This window comes from Asanoa hainanensis, from assembly GCF_900188485.1.
Classification (GTDB): domain Bacteria; phylum Actinomycetota; class Actinomycetes; order Mycobacteriales; family Micromonosporaceae; genus Asanoa; species Asanoa hainanensis.
Map to the genome: position 1 here is coordinate 276,646 of NZ_FZPH01000004.1, position 21,131 is coordinate 297,776.

The window sequence follows — 21,131 nt, forward strand, 5'->3', positions numbered from 1 at the left end:
CCGCCGTCAGTGGCAGGGGAAGCCGAGCAGGTGGCGGCCGTCGTGCACGAACTCGTGCACGCCGCTGCCACCGATCAGGTGGAAGACACCCTGCTCGGTTCCGACGAAGTAGAGCAGGGCGATGGCGAGCACGGCGCCGAACAGCAGCCACGGCTGGAGCTCACGCCACGGGATGGCCACGGGCTGGACCGCCGGGCGGGGGGTGGCGGAAGAAGAAATGCTGGACACGGGGCGAACCTCCTCGGGATCACGCGTCCCACGCTGGGTTTCCGTGACGCTGGAGGGTCTGACTTCCACGCAAGCGTGGTCACAGTGGCGCGACCGTGCCGGTATCTCACCGGCTTCCTACCATCGTCACTTCTGACCGGGACGCTACGGTCGGCCGCGCCGAGGTGTCAACCGCGACGGGGGCGGTTGAGATGTGCTCGACAATTGCGACAGCCCCGCCCTGCCGGACCGGGGATAACCAGGGCGCCGCTACGACCGCCGGGCCGACGCACCGTGGTGGTCATGACCATGCGAAACCACGCCATCGGCTCCCAGGGCCTGACGGCCTCCGTCGAAGGGCTCGGCACCTTCGGCCTGACCACCGCGTACGGCACCCGCGACGACGCCGAGGCCACCGCCACCATCCAGCACGCCCTCGACCTGGGCGTGACCATGTTCGACACCGCCGACTTCTACGGGCTCGGTGGCGCGGAGCGGCTGCTCGGCCGCGCGCTGGCGAGCCGGCTCGCCGAGGCCGTGATCGCCAGCAAGGTCGGCGGCCAGTCCATGGACCACGAGGACCGGTGGGTCGGCCCGGCCAACGGCCAGCCGGCATACCTGAAGCAGGCCGTGGAGCGGTCCCTGCGCCGGCTCGGTGTCGACCACATCGACCTGCTCTACCTGCACCGCGTGGACCCCCAGGTGCCGGTCGAGGAGTCCTTCGGTGCACTGGGTGAGCTGGTCGCCGAGGGCAAGGTCGGCTACCTGGGGATCAGCGAGGCGGGGCCGGAGAGCATCCGGCGGGCCCACGCGACCGCGCCGCTGTCGGCCGTGCAGACCGAGTACTCGTTGTTCACCCGGGACGTCGAGGCCAACGGGGTGCTGGCGACGACCCGCAAGCTGGACATCGGCTTCGTCGCGTACTCGCCGCTGGGTCGGGGTTTCCTCTCCGGGACCATCCGCGACCTGAACGACGTGCCGGAGGACGACTTCCGCCGGACCTGGCCCCGCCTGGCGGACGGCAACCTCGACCGCAACCTGGTGCTCGTGGACCGCATCAGTGCCATCGCGGACCGGGAAGGGGTCACCGCCGCCCAGATCGCACTAGCGTGGGTGCTGGGACAGGGCGCCACGGCGATCCCGGGCACCAAGCGCCGCACGTACCTCGCGGACAACGTCGCCGCGGCGGGGATCGACCTGAGCCCGACCGTGCTCGCCGAGCTCAGCGTGGCGGCGCCGGTCGGCGCGGCGGTGGGTGCCCGCTACACGCCACAGGCGATGGCCGCCATCGAGGAGTGAGCAGTGGCACGCAACGAGCTCGGTGACTTCCTCCGGAGCCGCCGGGAGGCGCTGCGGCCGTCCGACGTGGGCATCCCGTCGGGCGGCCGGCGCCGCACGCCCGGCCTGCGCCGGGAAGAGGTTGCCCTGCTGGCCAACCTGTCCGTCGACTACTACGAGCGGCTGGAGCAGTCGCGGGCCGGCACGCCGTCGGAGGCGCTGCTCGGCGGCCTGGCCCGGGCGCTGCGGCTGTCGGTCGAGGAGCGGGACTACCTCTATCGGCTGGCGGGATACGCGACGCCCGCCGCCGGTGCGGTCACCGGCTACGTCGACCCGGCGCTGCTGTTTCTGCTCGACGCCCTCGCCGAGGTGCCCGCGCAGGTCATCGACGACCTCACCACCGTGCTGGCGCAGAACGGCCTGAGCCGGGCGCTGCTCGGGCCGTGGACCGCCGGCGAGGCCCGGTCGAACAACGTGACGTGGCGGTGGTTCACGGACCCGCCGTCCCGCGCGCTCAACGCCCTGGACGAGCACGAGACGATCGGCCGCGGCTACGTGGCCGACCTGCGGGCGGCCGCCGCCCGGCGGGGCCCGGACCCGGAGGCCGAGCGTCTGGTCGCCGACCTCCAGGCGGCGAGCCCCGAGTTCGCGGGCTACTGGAGCGAGATGCGGGTGGCGCCGTTGCACAGCACCCGCAAGCTGATCCTGCACCCCCAGGCCGGCCACCTCGACGTGCAGTGCGACTTCGTGCGCAGCGAGAGCACCGGGCAGCGGCTGGTCATCTTCCGGCCGCAGCCGGGCTCGCACACGGCCGACAGCTTCGAGTTCCTGCGGGCGCTGGGCGACCAGTCCTACGGGCAGCGCTACGTCGCCGACTGAGCCAGACCGGCCTGCACGCGGAACTCGTCGGTGTCGTGCAGATGGGGGAAGGGCTCAGTCGGCACGGGTACCCCCAGCGCTTTCGCCAACGGCTCCCAGCCGTCGTGGCCGAGCCGCCACTCCACCAGCCGCGAGGCCGGGATCTCCTGCCGGATGGCCGCGATCCGATCCGCGTACATCCGCTCCATCCAGGCTCGGTCCTCGAACCGGTCCTGGAAGTCCTCCTGCCAGATCAGCGTCTCGATCACGTGCCGGAACGCCGGCGGCGGCACCAGGCCGTCCGGGCGCGGTCCGAGCGTGCCGGCCCGCGCGGCCTGCCGGACGGCCCAGACGGTGCGCTCGACGCTGCGGTAGAAGCCGTCGAAGTCGCGATAGTTGAGCAGGACCAGCGCGGACGGGAAGGCGGCGCAGATCTCCCGCCAGCGGCTGCAGGCCGGCCAGTCCACGGTGGCCTGCCACCCGTCGAAGATCTCCCGCCAGTCGACCCGCGCGCCGTCGGCGACCCGCTTCCAGCGCTCGGCCTGGTCGCCGCTCCGCAGGTCCTGCATGTGCAGGCACGGCCCCGCGCCCAGCCGCTCGATGGCCGACCGCAGCGACAGTGTGCCGCTGCGCCCGAAACCCACTCCAATGATCCGCATGGATGGACTTTACGTCCGCCAGTACGCCAGCGAGTTGACCTGAGCCTTGTCGACGCCCAACGTGCGGCGCAGGTGCTTGGTGATCGCGCGGGTGCTGGCCGCCTCGGCGGCGACCCAGTAGAACGCCTCCGGCGCGGCGGACAACGCCGAGCAGACGGTCGAGACCAGGTGCGCGCCCCCGTCCCGGCGCGGCAACCACACCACCTCGTGGCCCGAACGGGCGCGCAGCGGGAACTCCCGCTCCTCGTCGTGCGCGTACTCGAGCCAGACGGTCGCCGGGGCCGGAAGCGTGTCGAACAGGCTGTTCAGCGCCGGTGCCGACGCCGCGTCGCCGACCCCGTACCAGCGGGCCGGCAACGGGTCCGGCACGACGAACGCGCTGCCCTGGACCGTCGCGTCGACCGTGTCACCCGGGGAGGCGGCCTGCGCCCACCGCGCGGCCGTGCCGTCGTGCAGCGCGAACTCCAGGCTGAACTCCCCCAATTCCGGCGAAGGGTCCACGAGCGTGAACGCGCGCTGGTGCGCCTTACCATCCCGGTCGAACCAGAGCCGCACCCACATCGTGGGATGCACGCCACATGCCGCCAATAGACCACCGTCGTTGAGACGTAGCCGCTGGTAGCGGGCGTTGATCGGCTCGTTCGCCAGCACTGTCAAGCGGAAGTCCTTTCCGCCGAACGCTTTGAGAACGACCGACTCCCAGTTCCGTTTCACGCTTCCTCCAGGTAACGTCTTGCTCGAGTTAGGCAAGGCTAACCTAAAGGGAGGTCGTGTTGGAGGGGTCATCTCCACACCTGTTCGGTCGGTCCACTGTGTCGGCGTTCCAGCAGGACGTCGCGCGGGCCGCGGCCGCCGTGGCGGACCGGGTACGCACCGTGCGCCGCCCCTACTCGGGCGCGAGCCTGACCGACCTGCAGGGGATGGTCGACGCCGTCGACCTCGACCGGCCGCTCGGCGACACCGACGCCGCCCTCGACGAGGTCGCCAAGCTCTACCTCGACAACGCGATCTGGTTCCACGAGCCCGGCTACGTCGCCCACCTCAACTGCCCGGTCGCCCTGCCCGCGCTCAGCGCCGAAGTGCTGCTGGCGGCGGTCAACTCGTCCGTCGACACCTACGACCAGAGCACGACCGGCACGCTGATCGAGCGCCGCCTGGTCGACTGGGCCGCCGGCCGGATCGGCTTCGGCCCGGACGCCGACGGGGTGTTCACCAGCGGCGGCACGCAGTCCAACCTGCACGGGTTGCTGCTCGCCCGCGAGGCCAGCCCGGCGACCGACCTGTCCCGGATGCGCATCCTGGCCACCGCCGAGACCCACTTCAGCGTCACCCAGGCGGCGATCCTGCTCGGTCTCGGCCGGGCGGCCGTCGTCGCCGTCGCCACCGACGCCGGCGGGCGGATGGACCCGGCCGCGCTGGCCCGCACCCTGGACGACCTGGCCGCGTACGGGCTCGTGCCGATCGCCGTGGTCGCCACCGCCGGCACCACCGATCTCGGCTGCGTCGACCCGATCGCCGAGATCGCCGAGAGCTGCGCCCGCCGGGGCGTCTGGCTGCACGTCGACGCCGCGTACGGCTGCGGTCTGCTGGTCTCGACCCGCCGCCGGCACCTGCTCGACGGCATCGAACGGGCCGACTCCGTCACCGTCGACTTCCACAAGAGCTTCTTCCAGCCGATCAGCTCCAGCGCGATCATCGTGCGCCACGCCAACGCGATGCGCCGGATGGCCCACCACGCCGACTACCTGAACCCGCGCACGGCGACCGTGCCCAACCAGGTCGACAAGAGCCTGCAGACGACCCGCCGGTTCGACGCGCTCAAGCTCTGGATGACCCTGCGCACGGTCGGCGCCGAGCAGCTCGGCTCGATGTTCGACCGGGTCGTCGACCTGGCCGAGGACGCGCACCGGCTGCTGACCGAGGATCCCGACTTCGAGGTCGCCGCGGAGCCGACGCTGAGCACGGTGCTGTTCCGCTACCGGCCGGCCTGGCTCGACGACGACGCCTGCGACGAGCTCACCCCGCGGCTGCGGGCGCGGCTGTTCGCGAGCGGCGAGGCGATCGTGGCCGGCACCACCCGCGACGGCCGCCACTGGCTCAAGTTCACGCTGCTCAACCCGATGACCACGACCGAGCACCTGCGGGCGGTGCTCGACCTGGTGCGCGAGACCGGCTGGGCGCTGCTCGCCGAGGACGACACCCGGCTCGCGACGGCGGTGGTCTGATGCGGATCCACGACTTCGCCGCCGTCGGCGTCGGCCCGTTCAACCTGGGCCTGGCCGCGCTGACCGCCGATCTCTCTGATGTGGACGGTGTCTTCTTCGAGCAGCGCGCCGGTTTCGACTGGCATCCGGGCCTGATGATCCCGGGCGCGACGATCCAGGTGCCGTTCGTGGCCGACCTGGTCACGCTGGCCGACCCGACCTCGCGCTTCTCGTTCCTCAACTACCTCAAGCGGACGGGGCGGCTCTACCGCTTCTACATCCGGGAGAGCTTCTACCCGTTGCGCGCGGAGTACAACGACTACTGCCGGTGGGCGGCCGCGCAGCTCCCCATCCGTTTCGGCAGCCGGGTGGAGCGCATCGACCACGACGGCAGCGTGTACGCCCTGCGGGTCCTCTCCGCCGGCGCGGTCGAGACGGTGCTGGCCCGCAAGCTCGTGCTGGGCATCGGCACCGCGCCACACGTCCCGCCCGCCCTGCGCGACCTGCCGGTCGTGCACAGCGCCGACTACCTGCCCGCCAAGCGCCGGCTGCAGCAGCTCGACTCGATCACGATCGTCGGGAGTGGACAGAGCGCCGCCGAGATCTACCTGGACCTGCTACCGGAGGCCAAGGAGCGGGGTTACCACCTGACCTGGCTCACCCGCTCGCCGCGGTTCTTCCCCATGGAATACACCAAGCTGACGCTGGAGCTGACGTCGCCCGAGTACATCCGCTACCACCACGCGCTGCCCGCCGCGACCCGCGACCGGCTCGCCCGCGAACAGCGCAACCTCTACAAGGGGATCAGCGGCGACCTGGTCGACACCATCTTCGACACGCTGTACGAGCTGGGCCTGCGCAGCCCGGTGCCGACGACGCTGCGCAGCGGTGTCGAGGTCACCGCGGCCCGCTACGACGGCGACCGCTACACCCTCGACCTGCACCACGTCGAGCAGGACCGCTCGTTCACCGCCGAAACGCAGGGTCTGGTGCTCGCCACCGGCTACGCGCCCCGGGTGCCGGGCTTCCTGGAGCCCGTGCGCGACCGGATCCGCTGGGACGAGCGCGGCCGCTACGACGTCTCCCTCGACTATGCGGTCGACCGCACCGGAAACGAGATCTTCGTGCAGAACGCCGAGGAGCACACGCACAGCCTGACCGCGCCCGACCTCGGCATGGGCGCCTACCGCAACTCGGTCATCATCCGTGCCCTCACCGGGCGCGAGGTCTACCCGATCGAGGAGCGCATCGCGTTCCAGGAGTTCGGCGCGCCGGCACCGGCGCTCGCGGAGGTGGCACCGTGACGTTCACTCTCGAACCGCTCGACCTCGACGCGCACGCGGACCTGCTGCACGCCTGGGTCACCCACCCGAGGTCGGTCTACTGGGGAATGCAGGGCGCCTCGGTGGAGACCGTGCACAAGGCGTACGCCGAGATCGCCGCCGACCCGCACCACCACGCCTGGCTCGGCCGCCTCGACGGCGAGCCCCTCTTCCTGGCCGAGACGTACGACCCGGCGCACAGCGAGCTCGCCGCGCACTACGCGGTCGCCGCGGGCGACGTCGGGATGCACGTGCTGGTCGCCCCGCCGGACGGGACCGTCCGCCACGGGCTCACGTCGGGCGTGATGCGGGCCGTCATGGAGTTCGTCTTCGCCGACCCGCACGCCCACCGGGTCGTGGTCGAGCCCGACGAGCGGAACGACGCCATCGCCCGCAAGAACGCCGAGGTCGGTTTCGTGGTCCAGCGCCGCGTCCAGCTCGCCGACAAGGTGGCCAACCTCAGCTTCTGCACGCGCGACGCGTACACGCTGACCGCGCCGGAACCGCCCGCGCACCTGACACCGGAGACGATGGCCGTCGCCCACCGGCGGCTGATCGCCAAGGCGATCGCCGAGTTCAGCCACGAGCGGATCCTCACGCCCGAGCCCGACGGCGACGGGTGGGTCCTGGGCGAGCATCGCTTCCGCGCCCGGCGCTACCCGCTGGAGCACTGGGTGGTCGACCCGGACTCGATCGAGGGACCGCTGGACGCGATGGCGTTCGTCGCCGGGCTGGCCGGCACCCTCGGCATCCCGGACCGGCTGGTCGGCACGTACCTGGAGGAGATCGCCGCGACCCTGGCCGGCGCGGCCTGGAAGCACCACCACGAGCGGCACGACGCCGCCGCGCTGGTGCACGCTGACTTCCAGTCGATCGAGACCGCGATGACCGAGGGGCACCCCGGCTTCGTCGCCAACAACGGGCGGATCGGGTTCGGACTCGCCGACCACGAGGCGTACGCCCCCGAGGCGGGCCAACCGGTCCGGCTGGTCTGGCTGGCGGTGCTGCGGTCCGAGAGCGCGTTCACCGCCGGCGCCGGGGTGACCGAGGACGAGCTCTACGCGGACGAGCTCGGCTCGGAGACGCTGGACCGGTTCGCCGCTCGGCTGCGCGCGCTCGGCCTGGACCCCGCCGACTACCGCTACCTGCCGGCCCATCCCTGGCAGTGGGAGCACAAGCACGCCGTGACGTTCGCGCCCGACGTGGCGCGCCGCGCGATCGTGCCGTTGGGCGCCGGGCCGGACCGCTACCGAACACAGCAGTCGATCCGGACCTTCTTCAACACCGACCGGCCCGACCGGCACTACGTGAAGACCGCGCTGGCCATCCAGAACATGGGCTTCCTGCGCGGCCTCTCCCCCGGCTACATGCGCGCGACCCCGCCGATCAACGACTGGGTGGCCGGCGTCGTCGAGGCCGACGAGACCCTGCGGGAGTGCGGTTTCAGCGTGCTGCGCGAGCTGGCGTCGGTGGGTTACACCGGGGACGCGTACCACCGCAGCGGTTTCCCCTCGGTGCACCAGCGGATGCTCGCCGCGCTCTGGCGGGAGAGCCCGGTGCCGCGGGTGGCGGCCGGCGAGCGCCTGGCCACGATGGCCAGCCTGCTGCACCGCGACCGGGCCGGCCGTTCCCTGGTCGCCGAGCTGGTCGCGGCCTCGGGGCTGCCGGCCGAGAGCTGGGTCAGGACCTACCTGCGCGCGTACGTGCGCCCGGTGGTGCACTGCATCCTCCGGCACGACCTGGCGTTCATGCCGCACGGCGAGAACCTGATCCTCGTGCTCGACGGGCACGTGCCGACCCGGGTGTTCATGAAGGACATCGGCGAGGAGGTCGCGGTGATGAGCGTCGACCGGCCGCTGCCGCCGGAGATCGAGCGGATCCGGATCGACGTGTCCGACGACGTCAAGGCGCTGGCGCTGCACACCGACGTGTTCGACGGTTTCCTGCGGCACCTCGCGGGCATCCTCGACGGCGACGGGGTGCTGCCCTGGGACCGGTTCTGGGCGCTGGTCGCCGACTGCGTCGAGGAGCACGCCGCCGACCACCCGGACCTACGTGGGCGGCTGGCGCTGGCGCGGCCGGAGTTCGACCACTCGTGCCTCAACCGGCTGCAGTTGCGCAACACGCTCCAGATGGTCGACCTCACCGACCAGGCCGGGTCGCTGATCTACGCCGGCTCGCTGGCCAACCCGATCGCCGCCCGGTGAAGGTCCGCCGCGACGACTGGGGCATCCCGCACCTCTGGGCCGACGACGCCGACCAGCTCGCGTTCCTCCAGGGCCGGGTCACCGCGACCGACCGGGCCTGGCAGATCGAGGTGGAACGGCTGCGCTCGGAGGGCCGGCTGGCCGCCGTGCTCGGCCCGGCGGAGCTGCCCTGGGACCGGTTCGCGCGCCGGGTCCGGCTGGACGACACCGCACGACGGTGCTTCGCCCGGCTGGCCCCGGCGACCCGCCGGTGGGTGGCGGCCTACGTGGACGGCGTCAACGCAGCGCTGCGATCCGTGGACGCCCCGGAGTTCGCCGCCACCGGTCACCGGCCGGACCGCTGGCGGCCGTGGACGCCGCTGGGCGTCTTCCTCGTGCAGCACGCGCTGTTCGGCACGTTCCCGCACAAGCTGTGGCGGGCCGACCTCGCGGCGGCCCTCGGCGATACCGAGCTGTTCGCCACGGCCGGCTCGGGCAGCAACGCCTGGGCGGTGGCCGGGCCGCCCGCGGTGCTCGCCGGCGACCCGCACCGGCTGCTCGAGCTGCCCGGCGTCTACCAGCAGGTCGGGCTGGCCTGCCCCGAGTTCGACGTGATCGGGCTGGCCTTCCCGGGCGTGCCCGGCGTGCCGCACTTCGGGCATGCCGGCGGGGTCGCCTGGGGCATCACCAACGCGATGGCCGACTACCAGGATCTCTACCGCGAGGATCTGCGCCGCGATGGCGGCACGGTGTCGGCGCGGGGCCCGGCCGGCTGGGAGCCGGTGGCCGTCCACGTCGAGCACATCGCGGTCCGGGACGGCGCGACCGAGCCCGTCGAGGTGGTCGAGACCGCGCGCGGGCCGGTGGTCGACGTCGACCGGCGCACCGGCGAGGCGCTCAGCCTGCGCACGCCGAGCCGGGTCGAGGCCGCGCTCGGCTTCGACGCGCTGCTGCCGCTGCTGCGGGCGCGGTCCACGGGCGACGTGGTCGACGCGCTGCGGTGCTGGGTCGAGCCGGTCAACAGTGTGCTGGTCGCCGATACCACCGGCGACGTCTGCGAGCTCGTCGCCGGGCTGGTCCCGGTGCGCGACGAGCGCTGCCGGCGGGAGCCGGTGCCGGCCTGGGAGTCTCGGTACGCGTGGCAGGGCTACGCGCGGATGCCTTCGGAGCCGGTGGCCGGCGTCGCCGTGCACGCCAACGACCGGCGGCCGGCGGTCGCACCGCTCGGTGTCGACTTCGCGCCGCCGCACCGGGCCCGGCGGATCCGCGAGCTGGTCTCCACGGGCACTCCGGCCGGGTCGATCCACACCGACACCCAGGTGCCGGTGTCGCGGGACCTGCTGGCCGCGGCCGAGGTCACCGGTCCCGCGGCGGACCTGCGCGACCGGTTGCTGTCCTGGGACGGGCGGATGGCGGCGTCCAGTGTGGCCGCCGGCAGCTATGCCCGGTGGCGCTCCGCGCTGGTCCGGCGGCTGCACGACCATCCGGCGCTGGCGGCGCTGCGCGGGCCGTCCGCGTACGACGAGCTGTTCGCGCCGTGGACCGACCCGCTGGGCCGGATCGGCATCGCGCTGGAGAGCGTGGTCGCCGGGCTCGGCCCGGCCGTGTGCGGTCCGCTGGCGGCGGCCGCGCTCGAGGACACCGCCGCCGAACCGGCGCGGGCGTGGGGCGCCACGCACGTGCTGGCACCGATCCAGGCGGTGCCGGACGGCGCGCCGACGGTCGGCCTCGACGGCGACACCGACTGCGTGCTGGCCACCTCCAGCGTGCCAGGGGTGTCCGACGCGTGCTGGCGCGGGCCGGTCGCCCGCTGGGTCTGGGACCTGGGCGACCGGTCCGCCAGCCGGTGGATCGTGCCGTTCGGCGCGAGCGGCCGACCGGGTGATCCGCATTACGCCGACCAGCTCCCGCTGTGGGCCGCCGGCGAGCTCGTCCCGGTCGCGGGCTGACGGGCGCGATGGACATGAGATAAATTCGATGTCCCGGCTCGGAGGTCGTGCGATGCTCGCCAGCGATAGCCCGCTTCGCCCCATCACGCCAGTCCTGCCCGAGGTGCTGATCGGTCTGGTCGCGTTCGGTCTGCTCGCGCTCGTGCTGATGAAGGTCGTGTTCCCCCGCATGGAGCGCACGTTCGAGGCCCGCGCCGACGCGATCGACGGCGGCCTCGCTCGGGCCGAGGCCGCCAGGAGCGAAGCCGAGCGGCTCCGCGACAGCTATCGCGCGAAGCTGGCCGAGGGACGCGCCGAGGCCGCGCTGATCCGCGAACGGGCGCGGGCCGAGGCCGAGCAGATCCGCGCGGAGGCGCTCGCCGCCGCCCGCGCCGAGGCCGAGGCGATCGTCGCCGCCGGCCGGGAGCAGCTCGCGGCCGAACGTGCGGCGGTCCACCGTGGTCTACTTCCCGACATTGACCGGTTGGCCGCCGAGCTCGCTGACCGGATCGTCCACGAACCGGGCCCCATTCACTCAGCTCATCGTGGACATTAAGGGCGAACGCACCTGGTCAAGGGTGGTTCCTGTGCCCTTCCCCCTCGAACAAAGGGCGCCGGGCCTGGTAGCGTCCGGCCGACCGGGCCGCTCAAGGACGGAGGTCGACCGGTGACCGACAACCGGGTTAAAGGCCGCGTAAAAGGGTTGTTCGGCGGGACGACTCCGGACAATGGCCACCATATGGTCGAGCCCACCCCCAGTGAGGCGCTCGTGGAACCCAACTCTCACCAAGCACTCTCCGTGCTGACCCTTGCCCAGCGCACTGCCGACGAGCACATCGCGGCCGCCCAGCGCCAGTCCGAGCAGCTCCTCGCGGAGGCCCGCCGGGCCGCCGACCAGGTCGCCCGCGAGGCGCAGGGCTACTCCGACGAGATGCGCCGGCAGGCCGACAAGGTGCTCTCCGACGCGCGCGCGTCGGCCGAGCAGTCCGCCCGCGAAGCGGCCGCGCACGCCGACGACGTCCGCACCGAGGGCGAGCGCGTGCTCAACGAGGCGCAGGCCACCGCCGAGCAGGTCGTCACCGACGCCACCGATGCGGCGGAGCGGATGGTCTCCGAGGCCCACGCGACGGCCGAGCAGGTCGGGCAGGACGCGCAGGACGCCGCCGACGCGCTCGAGCAGGACGCCCAGCGCCGCTACGAGGAGCAGGTCGGCAGCCTCCAGCCGCAGCGTGAGGCGTTGCAGCAGGAGATCGAGTCGCTTCAGCAGTTCGACCGCGAATATCGCGCGCAGCTCGTCGCGTTCATGCAGGGTCAGCTCCGGGCGCTCGGCGTCGAGCAGCCGGCCAACGTCGGCGGCGAGACGCAGATGCTCAGCCAGCTCTCGGTCGTCCGCGAAGCCTGACCTTCACCGCCTTCCGGCGGCGCAGCCCACGCAGGTGCGCGCCGCCGGCAGGACGGCCAGGCGCTCGGGGTCGATCGGCTCGCCGCAGCGCTCGCAACGGCCGTAGCTGGCGTCGTCGACCCGGGCCAACGCCGCGTCGATCGCCGCCAGCCGGTCACGGGCGCGCTGCAGCATGGCTCCCGCCTGCGCGCGCTCGTACGCGATCGTCTGGCCCTCAGGGTCGTGCTCGTCGTCGGTCGCCGTCCCTGTCTGCGCCGTGACGATCCCCTCGACCACCCGGCTGAGCGTCTCGATCTGCGCGACCGTGCCGCGGCGCTCGGCCCGCAGCCGCTCCCCCACGTCGTCGCTCATCGACCAACGCTACGTCGTCGGCGGGGTCCACGCCGCGAAGCGGGTCATCGAGCGCAGGCCGGCCTTGGGCGGGGTGAGCCGGATCACCGCGTTGCGCAGCGCGACCGCCACCGGGTTGTGCAACTGCTGACCGAACCGACCCATCTGGTACGCCGCCCGCGCCACCTCCTGCGACCTCGGCCGCCGCGCCTGGTCGTAGGCGGCCAACCCCGCACCGAGGTCACCGGCCGGGTCGCAGTAGGCGGCCAACACGACCGCGTCCTCGATCGCCTGGTTGGCGCCCTGACCCAGGTTGGGCGTCATCGCGTGCGCGGCATCACCGAGCAGCGCCACCCCACCCTGCACATAGGACGGTACGGGGGTGCGCAGGTAGCGCAGGTCGTCGCGCCGGACGGTGTCGGTCGCCGCCATCAGCGCCGGGATCGGGTCGTGCCAGTCACCGAACCGGGCGCGAACCTCGGCGAGCTCGTCGTCATACCGGGTGTCGCGAGGCGCGTTGACCCCACCGAACCAGTAGACCCGGCCGTCGCCGAGTGGGACCATGCCGAACTCGGCGCCCGGCCCCCAGGTGATCGCCACGACCAGCGGGCCCCGCCACGGCTCGGCCGTCACCCCGCGCCAGGCGGTCGTGCCCGCGTAGGCCGGCGACGGGACGGTGGGCCACAGCTGCCGGCGGACCGCGCTGTCGATGCCGTCGGCGGCGACCACGAGGTCGGCCGCGCGACCGTCGACCCGGGGCGGCGGGCCGGGTCGCACGTCGTGCACCTCGGCACCCGTGACCACCGTGCCGGCCGGCAGGGCGTCGAGCAGCACCCGGTGCAGGGTGGCGCGGTGGATGCCGACCGCCGACGTGCCGAGCACCCGCACCAGGTCCGCGCCGTCGATCTGGCTCAGCCAGCGGCCGTCCGGGGTGCGCAGGCCCCCGGACGCCTCGACCTGCCCCTCGGCCCGCACCGCGTCGCCCACCCCGAGCGCGTCGAGCCCGCGCATGCCGTTGGCCAGCAGGGTGAGCCCGGAGCCGACCGGGGCGATCCGCGCGGCCCGCTCCAGAACGGTGACCTCCCAGCCACGGTTGCGCAGCCCGATGGCCGCACTGAGCCCACCAATCCCCGCACCGACCACGACCGCCGTCGCCATGGATCCCTCGTCCCTCGTCGACATTCCTAGACCGATGCTGCCACCTCAGCCACCGCTACCCGCTCGATCTCGCGTAGGGCGAGCCGGCGGCCGCGTAGCTGGGGATAGCGGTCGGGATAGTCCTCGACACCGACGTCCTGGAGCAGCGTCAGCCCGTGCCCGGCGAGCACGGCGCCGAGCCGGGCCGGGTCGTAGGCGCTCAGCCAGCCGTAGCGCCGGGACGCCCGGGCGCGCTGCCGCCACACCCGCTCGGGCAGATAGGTCAGCACCAGCCGGCTGCCCGGGGCGAGGGAGCCGGCCCACTCCAGCGTTGGCGCCACCGCCGGGGCCGGCAGGTACTGCGCGACGGCCTCGAAGACCACCAGCGTGGGGGCGGACGCGTCGAAACCGTCGGCGGCGAGCAGCGCGTCGAGCGGGTCGGTGGTGACGTCGGCGGGGAGGTAGCGGATGTTCGTCGTGGCAGGCAGGAGCGCGAGCGCCGCGCGCTTGCGCGCCTGCGTGCCTGGCAGGTCGAGCTCCCAGACGCGGGCGGCGGCGAACTCGGCGATCCGATAGGGACGGCTGTCCAGACCCGCCCCGACGACCACGACCTGGCGCGCGCCGGCGGCCAGGGCGTCCCGGCACCAGTCGTCGACCACCCGGGTGCGGCAGACCGCCGTGCCGCGTATCCCGGGCATCGCCGTCTCCGCCAGCCGGCCGAGCGCGACCCGGGCCGACCGGTGCCGGGCGACCAGCCCCGGCAGACCCGTGAGCAGCCGCCCGGAGACGGGGTCGTCGAAGAGTCGGTGCCCGGCCGGCACATCGCTCTCCAGCGCCCGCATCAGCGCGACCGCGACCGCCGTCGTCTCCACCCGCACCAGAGCCACGCGTCGATGAATATCACAGTGTGTTGGCCAGTTCGGTCCGCGAGCGGACACCGAGCCGGCTGAAGATGTTGCGCAGGTGATGGTCGACGGTCCGGGTGGAGAGGAAGAGCTGGGCCGCGACCTCGCGATTGGTCGCGCCGCTCGCGACGAGTTGGGCGATCCGCTGCTGCTGTGCGGTCAGCGACAGCCCGGGCGGCGCCGGCTGGTCCGACGCCTCACCCGCGGCGCGGAGCTCGGCCGTCGCCTGCGCGGCCCAGACCGGCATGTCGACGAGCGCGAAGCCCTCCGCGGCGCGGTGCAGGTGCGGCCGGGCGTCCCGGGGATGCCGGGCCCGGCGCAGGTCGCGACCCAGCAACAGCTCCGTGCGGGCCCGTTCGAAGTCGCCGCCGTCGACCGGGTGCAGCCGCAGTGCGTGGGCGAACTCCGCGAGCGCGACCTCACCACCGCGCGGCGCGAGCAGGGCCCGGCAGCGGGCGGCGAGGGCGCGCCGGGTCGGGTCGCCGGTCGCGGCCGCCCACCGCCCGAACACCGCCGCCGCGTCCCGGCCGGCCTCCGGTTCGCCGGCCGCGGCCGCCGCCTCGACGAGGTACGGCGCCGCGGTCATCTGGATCAGCAGGGTGCCGCTGCCGGACGCCGGGTCGGCCATCGTGACCAGCCGGCCCAGGGCGTCCGACGCGCGGCCGGCGACCAGGTCGAGCACGGCCAGGGCCCACTGCACCAGCGCGCGCGGGCGGCCGGCGGGCGAGCCCGAGCGCAGCTCCCGCATCCAGCGCATGCACTCCGGTCCGTCGCCGCGCAGCGCGGCCAACAGCGCCAGCAGGCCGATCAGGTTGCCGGCGGCGGCCCGCTGGCCGCAGGCCCGGGCCACGTCGAGTCCTTCCCGCGCGCTGGCCGCCGCGGCCGGGTAGGCGCCCATCCAGTATTCGACGAACGTGCGCAGCTCCAGCGCCCGTGGCAGCAGCGCGATCGCGCCGTTGGAGCGGGCCAGCTCGGCCGCGCGTTCCAGGCTGCGGTGCGCGGCCGCGTCGTCGCCGAGCAGGAGGCCGGCCGACGCCGCGGAGACGAGCACCTCCGGGTCCGAGGTGGACAGTTCGAGCACCGAGCGCAGCGCGGGACGGGCCCGCTCGTGGTCACCGCGCAGGGCCGCGGCGAGCCCGGCCACCTGGGCGGAGCGCACCGGGTCGACCCGGCCCGCGCGGCGGAGCTGGGCCGCCCGGCGCAGCACCTCCCGGTAGCGGGCGTGGTCACCGTGCAGGCACACCGCCTCGCCGGCCAGCACCAGCGCGCGCCAGGCCTGCTCCGGCTGCCCCGGAGCCAGGTCGTCGGCGGCGGCGATCAGCAGCTCCAGCGCCTCGCCCGGCGCGCCGCCCCGCAACGCGATCTCGCCGGCGAGCAGGGACCCGGTCGCCCCGGCGCGGGCCAGCAGTCGGCGGGCCCGGACCGGGTCGCCGCCGAGCCAGGCGTACCGGGCCGCCGCCACCCGGCGGGCCGAGGCGGGACCGGCGTCCGGGGTGAGCTCCGCCGCCCGTTCCAGCGCCACCGCGCCGACCGGACAGTCCACGACGGACGCCGCCGCGCGCTCGATCTCGTCGGCCAGCCCCGCGTCGGGCGGAGGGGTCGCGGCGGCCAGGTGAAGCAGCCGGCGCAGGCGGTTGGTCTCGCCGGTCAGCAGCCGGGCCAGCGTGCGGTGCGCGCGCTGCCGTTCGGCCAGCGTGGACTCGGCCCGCACGGCCGCGCGGGCCGCCGGGTGCGCGAACCCGGCGCCGCGGACCAGCCCCGCGCGTTCGGCCGCGGCGAGGGCACCACCGGCCAGCCGGGCCAGAAGGGCGGGATCCAGGCCGTCGTCGAGGGCGACCAGCAGCAGCGCGCGCCGGGTCGCCGGGGACAGGGCGCGCAACCGGGTCCGGTACGCCCGGCCCAGCGCGCCGTCGACGGGCAGCGACTCCGGCGGCGGGTCGGCACCGCGCCGTTGCGCCGGCGTCAGCGCCCGGGCGAGGTCGTGCAGCGCGGCCGGGTTGCCGCCGGCCAGGTCGACCAGCACCTCGGCGAGCTCTCCGCGCACACCGTGGTCGGCCAACACGTCGGTCGCCGTGGTGTCGTCCAACGGGGCGAGCCGCAGCGCGGTGCCGTCCAGCGGTGGCCCGGCGGTGCCGGCGAACAGCACGGCTATCCGATGGTCCGGCGCCCGCCGCGCGAGGAACGCGAGCACCTCCAGCGAGGGCGGGTCGATCCGCTCGACGTCGTCGACCACGCAGAGCACCGGCCGGCCGCGGCTGCGGGCGACAACCGCCTCGAGCACCCGGGTGCACAGCCGCAGCCGCTGCTCGGCGGTCCGCGGTCGCACCGGCGGGGGCACGGGCAGCCGGTGCAGCGCCGCGTAGGGCAGGTCCGCCTCGCCGAGCAGCCCCTGGACGCGCAGCCGGACGAACCCGGGCGCCTGCCGCGTCGCGTGGGCGAGCAGGGCGCTGCGGCCGGAACCCGGGTCACCCTCGATCAGCAGCACGCCGCCGGAACCCCGCGCCACCCGCCACAGCAGCCGGCTGATCGCGGCCAGCTCCCGCGCCCGGCCACGCAGCACAGGCCCTGTTCCGTCAGGAACATGCACTGCCGGTGCAACAAGCATGTATCCAGTGTCACCTATCCGAAAGCTCCTGGCAACAAAGACGCCCGTCGATCGACGGGCGCCTTTGTCAGTCGCGTTCGGTCAGCTGCTGGGGCAGGTGTTGCGGTACTCCTCGATCGCGCTGCCGGTCGGGCCGGGGCAGAGGAACTGCTCGTAGCGGGTGTCGTTGTCGACGAACCGCTTGAGCCAGGCGACCATCTGCCGGCCCGTCGGCGTGTTGGTGCTCTGCGGGAAGAAGTGGCTGGCGTTGTTGAGCTCCAGGTACGCCTTCTCCGCCGAGGCCGGGATGCTGTTGTAGAACGGGATCGAGTGGGACGACACCGGCGCGACCGAGTCGCTCTCGCCACCGATGATCAGCGTCGGCACCCGCAGTTCCGACCAGCTCTTGTCGGTGTTCCACGGTGCGAGCGGGATCGCGGCCTGCAGGGACGGCCGGTCCGAGGCGGCTTCGAGCGTGCCGCCGCCACCCATCGAGTGCCCGCCTACGGCGAGGCGCGTGGCGTCCACCCGGGTGCGCACAGAGCTGCTGTTGACCAGGTAGTCCAGCGCGGCGAGCAACTGCCGACCGCGGCTGGCGGGCTGGTCGAAGCGGCTGTTGGTCTCGATGCCGATGACCACGAAGCCGTGCGAGGCGATCCGCGGGCCGAGCCAGCTGATGCTCGACCACGCGGCGGTGTAGCCGGGCGAGAGGGCGATCGCGCCGAACGTACCGTCGCTGGTGGTCGTCGGGTAGTAGATGACACCGCCACCGAAGCCGCTGACCAGCGAGGAGACGGTGGTCGACGAGGTGGCGTACGGGCCGCGCGTGGCGTCCAGGATCGAGGTGGTCGGCGCGGGGCCGCGCTCGTACGGGTTGTCGGCGGCGAGGGCATTGGGCACGCCCGCGACACCGACGGCGAGCACGGCCGCGGCGGTCGTCGCGAGCAGGCGGAGGGCTGTCTTCACGTGGGGGGCTCCTGGTCCGTCGGGGGACATCGACGCTGACCAGTGTTTGGCGCGGCCACGCGGACGCGCATCGGCGAAATCGCCGGTGTCAGAGGGTGAGGCGCAGAATCCGGTCGTCGCCCGGCGCCGGGTCACCCCGCCCGTCGTGGTTGGAGGTGAGAACCCACATCGACCCGTCTGGAGCGGCCGCGACGTGCCGGAGCCGGCCGTGCTCGCCGCGCAGCAGCGCCTGCGCCCCAGCGCCGTCGGTGCCGACCGTGTAGAGCCGCTCACCGCGCAGGCAGGCCATCCACACCCGGCCGTCCGGCCCGACCGCGATGCCGCTCGGCGACGCGTCGCTCGTGCGCCAGGTGGCGACGGGGTTGGTGAACGCCGGGTCGGTCGAGTCACCCTCGGCCTCGGGCCAGCCGTAGTTGCGGCCCGGCTCGATCCGGTTGAGCTCGTCGTAGGTGTTCTGGCCGAACTCCGACGCGAACATCGCCCCGCTCGTGTCCCAGGCGAGGCCCTGGACGTTGCGGTGGCCGTAGCTGTAGACCGGAGTGGCCCCGAAGGGGTTGCCGGGTGCCGGCGCGCCGTCGGGCGTCAGCCGCAAGATCTTGCCGCCCAGGCTGGCCCGGTCCTGCGCCGCGTCGCGGTTCCCCGCGTCGCCGGTGCCGACGTAGAGCATGCCGTCCGGCCCGAACGCGATCCGGCCGCCGTTGTGGTTGCCGGCCTTGGGGATGCCGGTGAACACCGTCTCCCGGGTGTCGGGCCGGTCCGGGTGGAAGCGCGCGATGCGGTTGTCGTCGGCCGCGGTGTAGTACACGTAGACCCAGTCGCCAGCGGTCGCGATGCCGAGCAGGCCGCCCTCACCCGCGGGTTCGGCCTCGTCGACCACCGTCAACTCACGGGCGCTGTTGCCCTGGACGGTGAGAATCCGGGCGGTGTCGCGCTCGGTGACCAGCGCCGACCCGTCCCGCTGGAAGGCCAGGCCCCACGGCGCCCGCAGATCGGTGACCACGTCCGTCACGGCGGCCGGCGCCGCGTCCGGTGCGGACGGGACCGACGGCTCGCTGAACCAGCCCCGCCAGGCCGCGACGCCACCGAGGGCGGCCACGACGAGGGCGACGACGGTGACCATGGTCAACGCGATCCGAGCCCGGCTCACCGTTCGAGAATAGCGCCGCGCGGACGGGGCACTACGAGGGCGAGGAAGGGAGAGCCACCATGCTCTGCATCCGCTCGCAGGACTCCGTACTCAGCATCGGCTCGAAGGGCTCGGTCCTTTCGATCGGTTCGATCGGGTCCGTCTGCAGCATCGGTTCCATCGGCAGCGCCTTCTCGGCGTTGTCGATCGGCTCGTGGGCCAGCGCGTTGTCGCTGCTCTCGGCCGCCTCGGAACGCTCCATCATGTCCTGGGCGTCCCGGGCCGCCGTCATGCGCGGCTGAGCCGGTTTCGCGAACTGGCCGACTGGGCACATTTCTGCTCGACCCCGGCGCGCACCGGACGCCGTGGGCCGAGACGAAGGAGTGCTCGATCATGGGTCTGATGTTCCGCAAGCGGAAGAAGATCGGCCCGATCATCCTGAACTTCACGGAGAACGGCTTCAGCTCCTGGAGCATCAAGATCGGTCGCTGGTCGTGGAACTCCCGGGCACGCGCGCACCGCGTCGACCTGCCGGGGCCGCTGTCCTGGAAGCAGGACAAGAGCTAACCCACTCCCCCTGGTGGCGCTCTTCCGATAAAGCGGAAGGGCGCCACGAGCGCGTCTGCCCTGAGTAGATTGTCCGATATGAACGGCGCGGCCTGGTTCCGGGTGAGCGCGTCGGTGGTGCTGCTCGTCGCGCTCTACTACATCGTGCCCGTCGAGGCGGGCGACAGCGGCTGGCGCCTGGTGGTGCGCTCGCTGGCCGCGCTGGTCTTCGTGGCCGGGGCGATCGCCCTGGTGGTCTGGCAGATCAGGCGCCGGCTGCGCAGCGACCAACTGCCCCTGGAAGGACTGGCCGTCGCGTTGGTCGCCGGCGCGATCGCGTTCGCGCTCGCCGACTACGTGGTGGCGATCTCGCTGCCCACGCAGTTCCAGGGCCTCTCGACGCGCACCGACGGACTCTATTTCGCGCTGAGCACGTTGTTCACCGTCGGCTTCGGCGACATCCACGCGTCCGGCCAGGGAGCCCGGATCCTGGTCATCTTCCAGATGGTGTTCAACATCGTGGTGCTGGCCACGGGCGCGTCGCTGCTGATCAACCAGGCCACCGCCCGCGTACGGGCTAGCCGGAAGCAGAAATGACCACGTCGCCGCCGAGCCGACCGGCCGGCGGCTCGCGGGTCACCTGGCCGGCGCTGAGCAGCGCGGTCAGCACCCGGTTGGCGTCGCCCGCGCGGTAGACGGTGTCGGTCACGGTGAACACCCGCAGGTCGGTGACCGTCGCCCGGCCCACCTCGGCCAGGTGGGCCAGCAGCTCGCGGCGCAGCGGGCCCGGGTGCGGCCGCTCGGATATGTCGAGCAGGTGCCCTTCCGGGTCGTGCGGGTCGCGGTAGCGGACGCCCGCGTATTCATCCACCGCCCACATCGCGTCCTTGAACGCGTCGAGGCTCTTGCCGGACCCGGTGGCGAACGCGACCAGCCGGGCACTGCCGTCGCGGGCGACCAGCTCGACGTCGGCGACCAGCGGGAAACCGGCGGCACCGAGCAGGGCGCGGTGCTCGCGGAAACCCGCTGGCAGCACCAGCAGCAGCTCGCCCGGCTTGCCCCGGGCGACCGCCGCGAGCGTCGCCGCGGACGGCGGGCCGGTCGCGGCGTCGAGGAAGGCGAGCAGCGGCGCGCCGGCCGCCGACGCGGCGGTAAGCACCGCCGGCAGCGTGTCGACGCCGCCGTCGACGGCGTGGATGTCCAGCCCGGACGGTCGGTCGAGCTCCTGGTAGACCGCGTCGAGGGCGGCCCGGTCGGGGCTCGGCGCGATCACCGGCGCGGTCAGCCGGCGCCCGCGCAGCAGGTCGGTGAACTCGTCGAAGACCCGCAGCGCCGCCTCGGGCAGGCCGTCCGGCGGGCCGCCGTAGGCCTGCGCGAAGGTGGCCCGCTTGGACCGGTGCAGCGCGGCCGGGCCCCAGGCGTCGAGCTGGCGCACGAGGATCTCGCGCACGACGTCGTCGATCGGCCCGCCCATGCCCTCAATTCTGGCGGAA

The 21,131-nt window shown here is 73.5% G+C and carries 21 protein-coding genes; 10 read left to right on the forward strand and 11 right to left on the reverse strand.

The annotated features are described in order from the left end of the window. Positions 1 to 6: 6 nt before the first annotated feature. A complete protein-coding gene (locus tag CHC05_RS12340; RefSeq protein ID WP_245870799.1) occupies positions 7 to 228 on the reverse strand; it encodes a CbtB domain-containing protein in 222 nt (73 codons plus the stop codon). Positions 229 to 510: 282 nt separating this feature from the next. Between CHC05_RS12340 and CHC05_RS12345 the strand changes: the two genes are divergently transcribed. Together CHC05_RS12345 and CHC05_RS12350 are read left to right on the forward strand one after the other, a co-directional pair. After that, entirely contained in the window at positions 511 to 1,506 is a 996-nt protein-coding gene (locus CHC05_RS12345; RefSeq protein WP_245870800.1) for an aldo/keto reductase, read from the forward strand. A 3-nt stretch (positions 1,507 to 1,509) separates the two neighbouring features. Beyond that, positions 1,510 to 2,364 carry a helix-turn-helix transcriptional regulator gene (locus CHC05_RS12350; protein ID WP_089248026.1) on the forward strand — a complete coding sequence of 285 codons (855 nt, stop codon included), beginning with the start codon at positions 1,510 to 1,512 and terminating at the stop codon, positions 2,362 to 2,364. Here the strand turns inward: CHC05_RS12350 and CHC05_RS12355 are convergent. Then, on the reverse strand, positions 2,349 to 3,002 hold the full coding sequence (locus CHC05_RS12355; protein ID WP_144022562.1) for a sulfotransferase family protein: 654 nt from the start codon (positions 3,000 to 3,002) through the stop codon (positions 2,349 to 2,351). The genes CHC05_RS12350 and CHC05_RS12355 overlap by 16 nt on opposite strands. A gap of 9 nt (positions 3,003 to 3,011) precedes the next feature. Next, a complete protein-coding gene (locus tag CHC05_RS12360; RefSeq protein ID WP_089248030.1) occupies positions 3,012 to 3,716 on the reverse strand; it encodes a siderophore-interacting protein in 705 nt (234 codons plus the stop codon). Positions 3,717 to 3,772: 56 nt separating this feature from the next. On the opposite strand from CHC05_RS12360, the gene CHC05_RS12365 reads away from it, so the two are divergent. The 6 genes from CHC05_RS12365 to CHC05_RS12390 all read left to right on the forward strand — a co-directional run bounded on the left by CHC05_RS12365 (position 3,773) and on the right by CHC05_RS12390 (position 12,044). After that, entirely contained in the window at positions 3,773 to 5,227 is a 1,455-nt protein-coding gene (locus CHC05_RS12365; RefSeq protein ID WP_425426735.1) for a pyridoxal phosphate-dependent decarboxylase family protein, read from the forward strand. Continuing rightward, positions 5,227 to 6,510 (forward strand): lysine N(6)-hydroxylase/L-ornithine N(5)-oxygenase family protein, encoded by a 1,284-nt coding sequence (locus CHC05_RS12370; RefSeq protein ID WP_089248032.1) that lies wholly within the window; start codon positions 5,227 to 5,229, stop codon positions 6,508 to 6,510. The genes CHC05_RS12365 and CHC05_RS12370 overlap by 1 nt, the downstream gene beginning before the upstream one ends. Further along, a complete protein-coding gene (locus CHC05_RS12375; RefSeq protein WP_089248034.1) occupies positions 6,507 to 8,735 on the forward strand; it encodes a GNAT family N-acetyltransferase in 2,229 nt (742 codons plus the stop codon). Before CHC05_RS12370 ends, CHC05_RS12375 begins: the two co-directional genes overlap by 4 nt. Then, on the forward strand, positions 8,732 to 10,663 hold the full coding sequence (locus CHC05_RS12380; protein ID WP_089248036.1) for a penicillin acylase family protein: 1,932 nt from the start codon (positions 8,732 to 8,734) through the stop codon (positions 10,661 to 10,663). Before CHC05_RS12375 ends, CHC05_RS12380 begins: the two co-directional genes overlap by 4 nt. Positions 10,664 to 10,715: 52 nt before the next feature. After that, positions 10,716 to 11,198, forward strand: a complete 483-nt coding sequence (atpF, locus tag CHC05_RS12385) for a F0F1 ATP synthase subunit B (RefSeq protein ID WP_179266149.1) — start codon at positions 10,716 to 10,718, stop codon at positions 11,196 to 11,198. A 213-nt stretch (positions 11,199 to 11,411) separates the two neighbouring features. After that, positions 11,412 to 12,044: a hypothetical protein gene (locus tag CHC05_RS12390; protein ID WP_144022563.1), complete on the forward strand. Its 633-nt coding sequence runs from the start codon at positions 11,412 to 11,414 to the stop codon at positions 12,042 to 12,044. 3 nt (positions 12,045 to 12,047) lie between these two features. Here the strand turns inward: CHC05_RS12390 and CHC05_RS12395 are convergent, their stop codons facing one another. The 7 genes from CHC05_RS12395 to CHC05_RS41430 all read right to left on the reverse strand — a co-directional run bounded on the left by CHC05_RS12395 (position 12,048) and on the right by CHC05_RS41430 (position 19,384). Beyond that, positions 12,048 to 12,395, reverse strand: coding sequence for a TraR/DksA family transcriptional regulator (locus tag CHC05_RS12395; protein ID WP_089248042.1), 348 nt, complete (start codon positions 12,393 to 12,395; stop codon positions 12,048 to 12,050). A 9-nt stretch (positions 12,396 to 12,404) separates the two neighbouring features. Next, a complete protein-coding gene (locus CHC05_RS12400) occupies positions 12,405 to 13,532 on the reverse strand; it encodes an FAD-dependent monooxygenase (protein ID WP_089248044.1) in 1,128 nt (375 codons plus the stop codon). Positions 13,533 to 13,558: 26 nt separating this feature from the next. Next, the gene (locus tag CHC05_RS12405) at positions 13,559 to 14,398 is read right to left on the reverse strand and encodes a class I SAM-dependent methyltransferase (protein ID WP_089248046.1); all 840 of its coding nucleotides are present in this window, start codon (positions 14,396 to 14,398) and stop codon (positions 13,559 to 13,561) included. Between the two features lie 13 nt (positions 14,399 to 14,411). Beyond that, entirely contained in the window at positions 14,412 to 16,976 is a 2,565-nt protein-coding gene (locus CHC05_RS12410) for a helix-turn-helix transcriptional regulator (RefSeq protein ID WP_245870801.1), read from the reverse strand. A 126-nt stretch (positions 16,977 to 17,102) separates the two neighbouring features. Continuing rightward, the gene (locus CHC05_RS12415; RefSeq protein WP_089248050.1) at positions 17,103 to 17,996 is read right to left on the reverse strand and encodes an alpha/beta hydrolase family protein; all 894 of its coding nucleotides are present in this window, start codon (positions 17,994 to 17,996) and stop codon (positions 17,103 to 17,105) included. A gap of 58 nt (positions 17,997 to 18,054) precedes the next feature. Then, on the reverse strand, positions 18,055 to 19,086 hold the full coding sequence (locus CHC05_RS12420; RefSeq protein ID WP_089248052.1) for a PQQ-dependent sugar dehydrogenase: 1,032 nt from the start codon (positions 19,084 to 19,086) through the stop codon (positions 18,055 to 18,057). Positions 19,087 to 19,144: 58 nt separating this feature from the next. Continuing rightward, positions 19,145 to 19,384, reverse strand: a complete 240-nt coding sequence (locus CHC05_RS41430) for a hypothetical protein (protein WP_179266150.1) — start codon at positions 19,382 to 19,384, stop codon at positions 19,145 to 19,147. Positions 19,385 to 19,485: 101 nt separating this feature from the next. Here CHC05_RS41430 and CHC05_RS12430 point away from each other — a divergent pair, with 101 nt between their 5' ends. Together CHC05_RS12430 and CHC05_RS12435 are read left to right on the forward strand one after the other, a co-directional pair. After that, the gene (locus CHC05_RS12430) at positions 19,486 to 19,659 is read left to right on the forward strand and encodes a DUF4236 domain-containing protein (protein ID WP_089248056.1); all 174 of its coding nucleotides are present in this window, start codon (positions 19,486 to 19,488) and stop codon (positions 19,657 to 19,659) included. A 78-nt stretch (positions 19,660 to 19,737) separates the two neighbouring features. Then, on the forward strand, positions 19,738 to 20,235 hold the full coding sequence (locus CHC05_RS12435; RefSeq protein WP_089248058.1) for a potassium channel family protein: 498 nt from the start codon (positions 19,738 to 19,740) through the stop codon (positions 20,233 to 20,235). On the opposite strand, the gene CHC05_RS12440 is transcribed toward CHC05_RS12435, so the two are convergent. Beyond that, complete coding sequence (locus tag CHC05_RS12440; protein WP_089248061.1) at positions 20,216 to 21,112, reverse strand: hypothetical protein; 897 nt, start codon at positions 21,110 to 21,112, stop codon at positions 20,216 to 20,218. The genes CHC05_RS12435 and CHC05_RS12440 overlap by 20 nt on opposite strands. Positions 21,113 to 21,131: the final 19 nt, after the last annotated feature.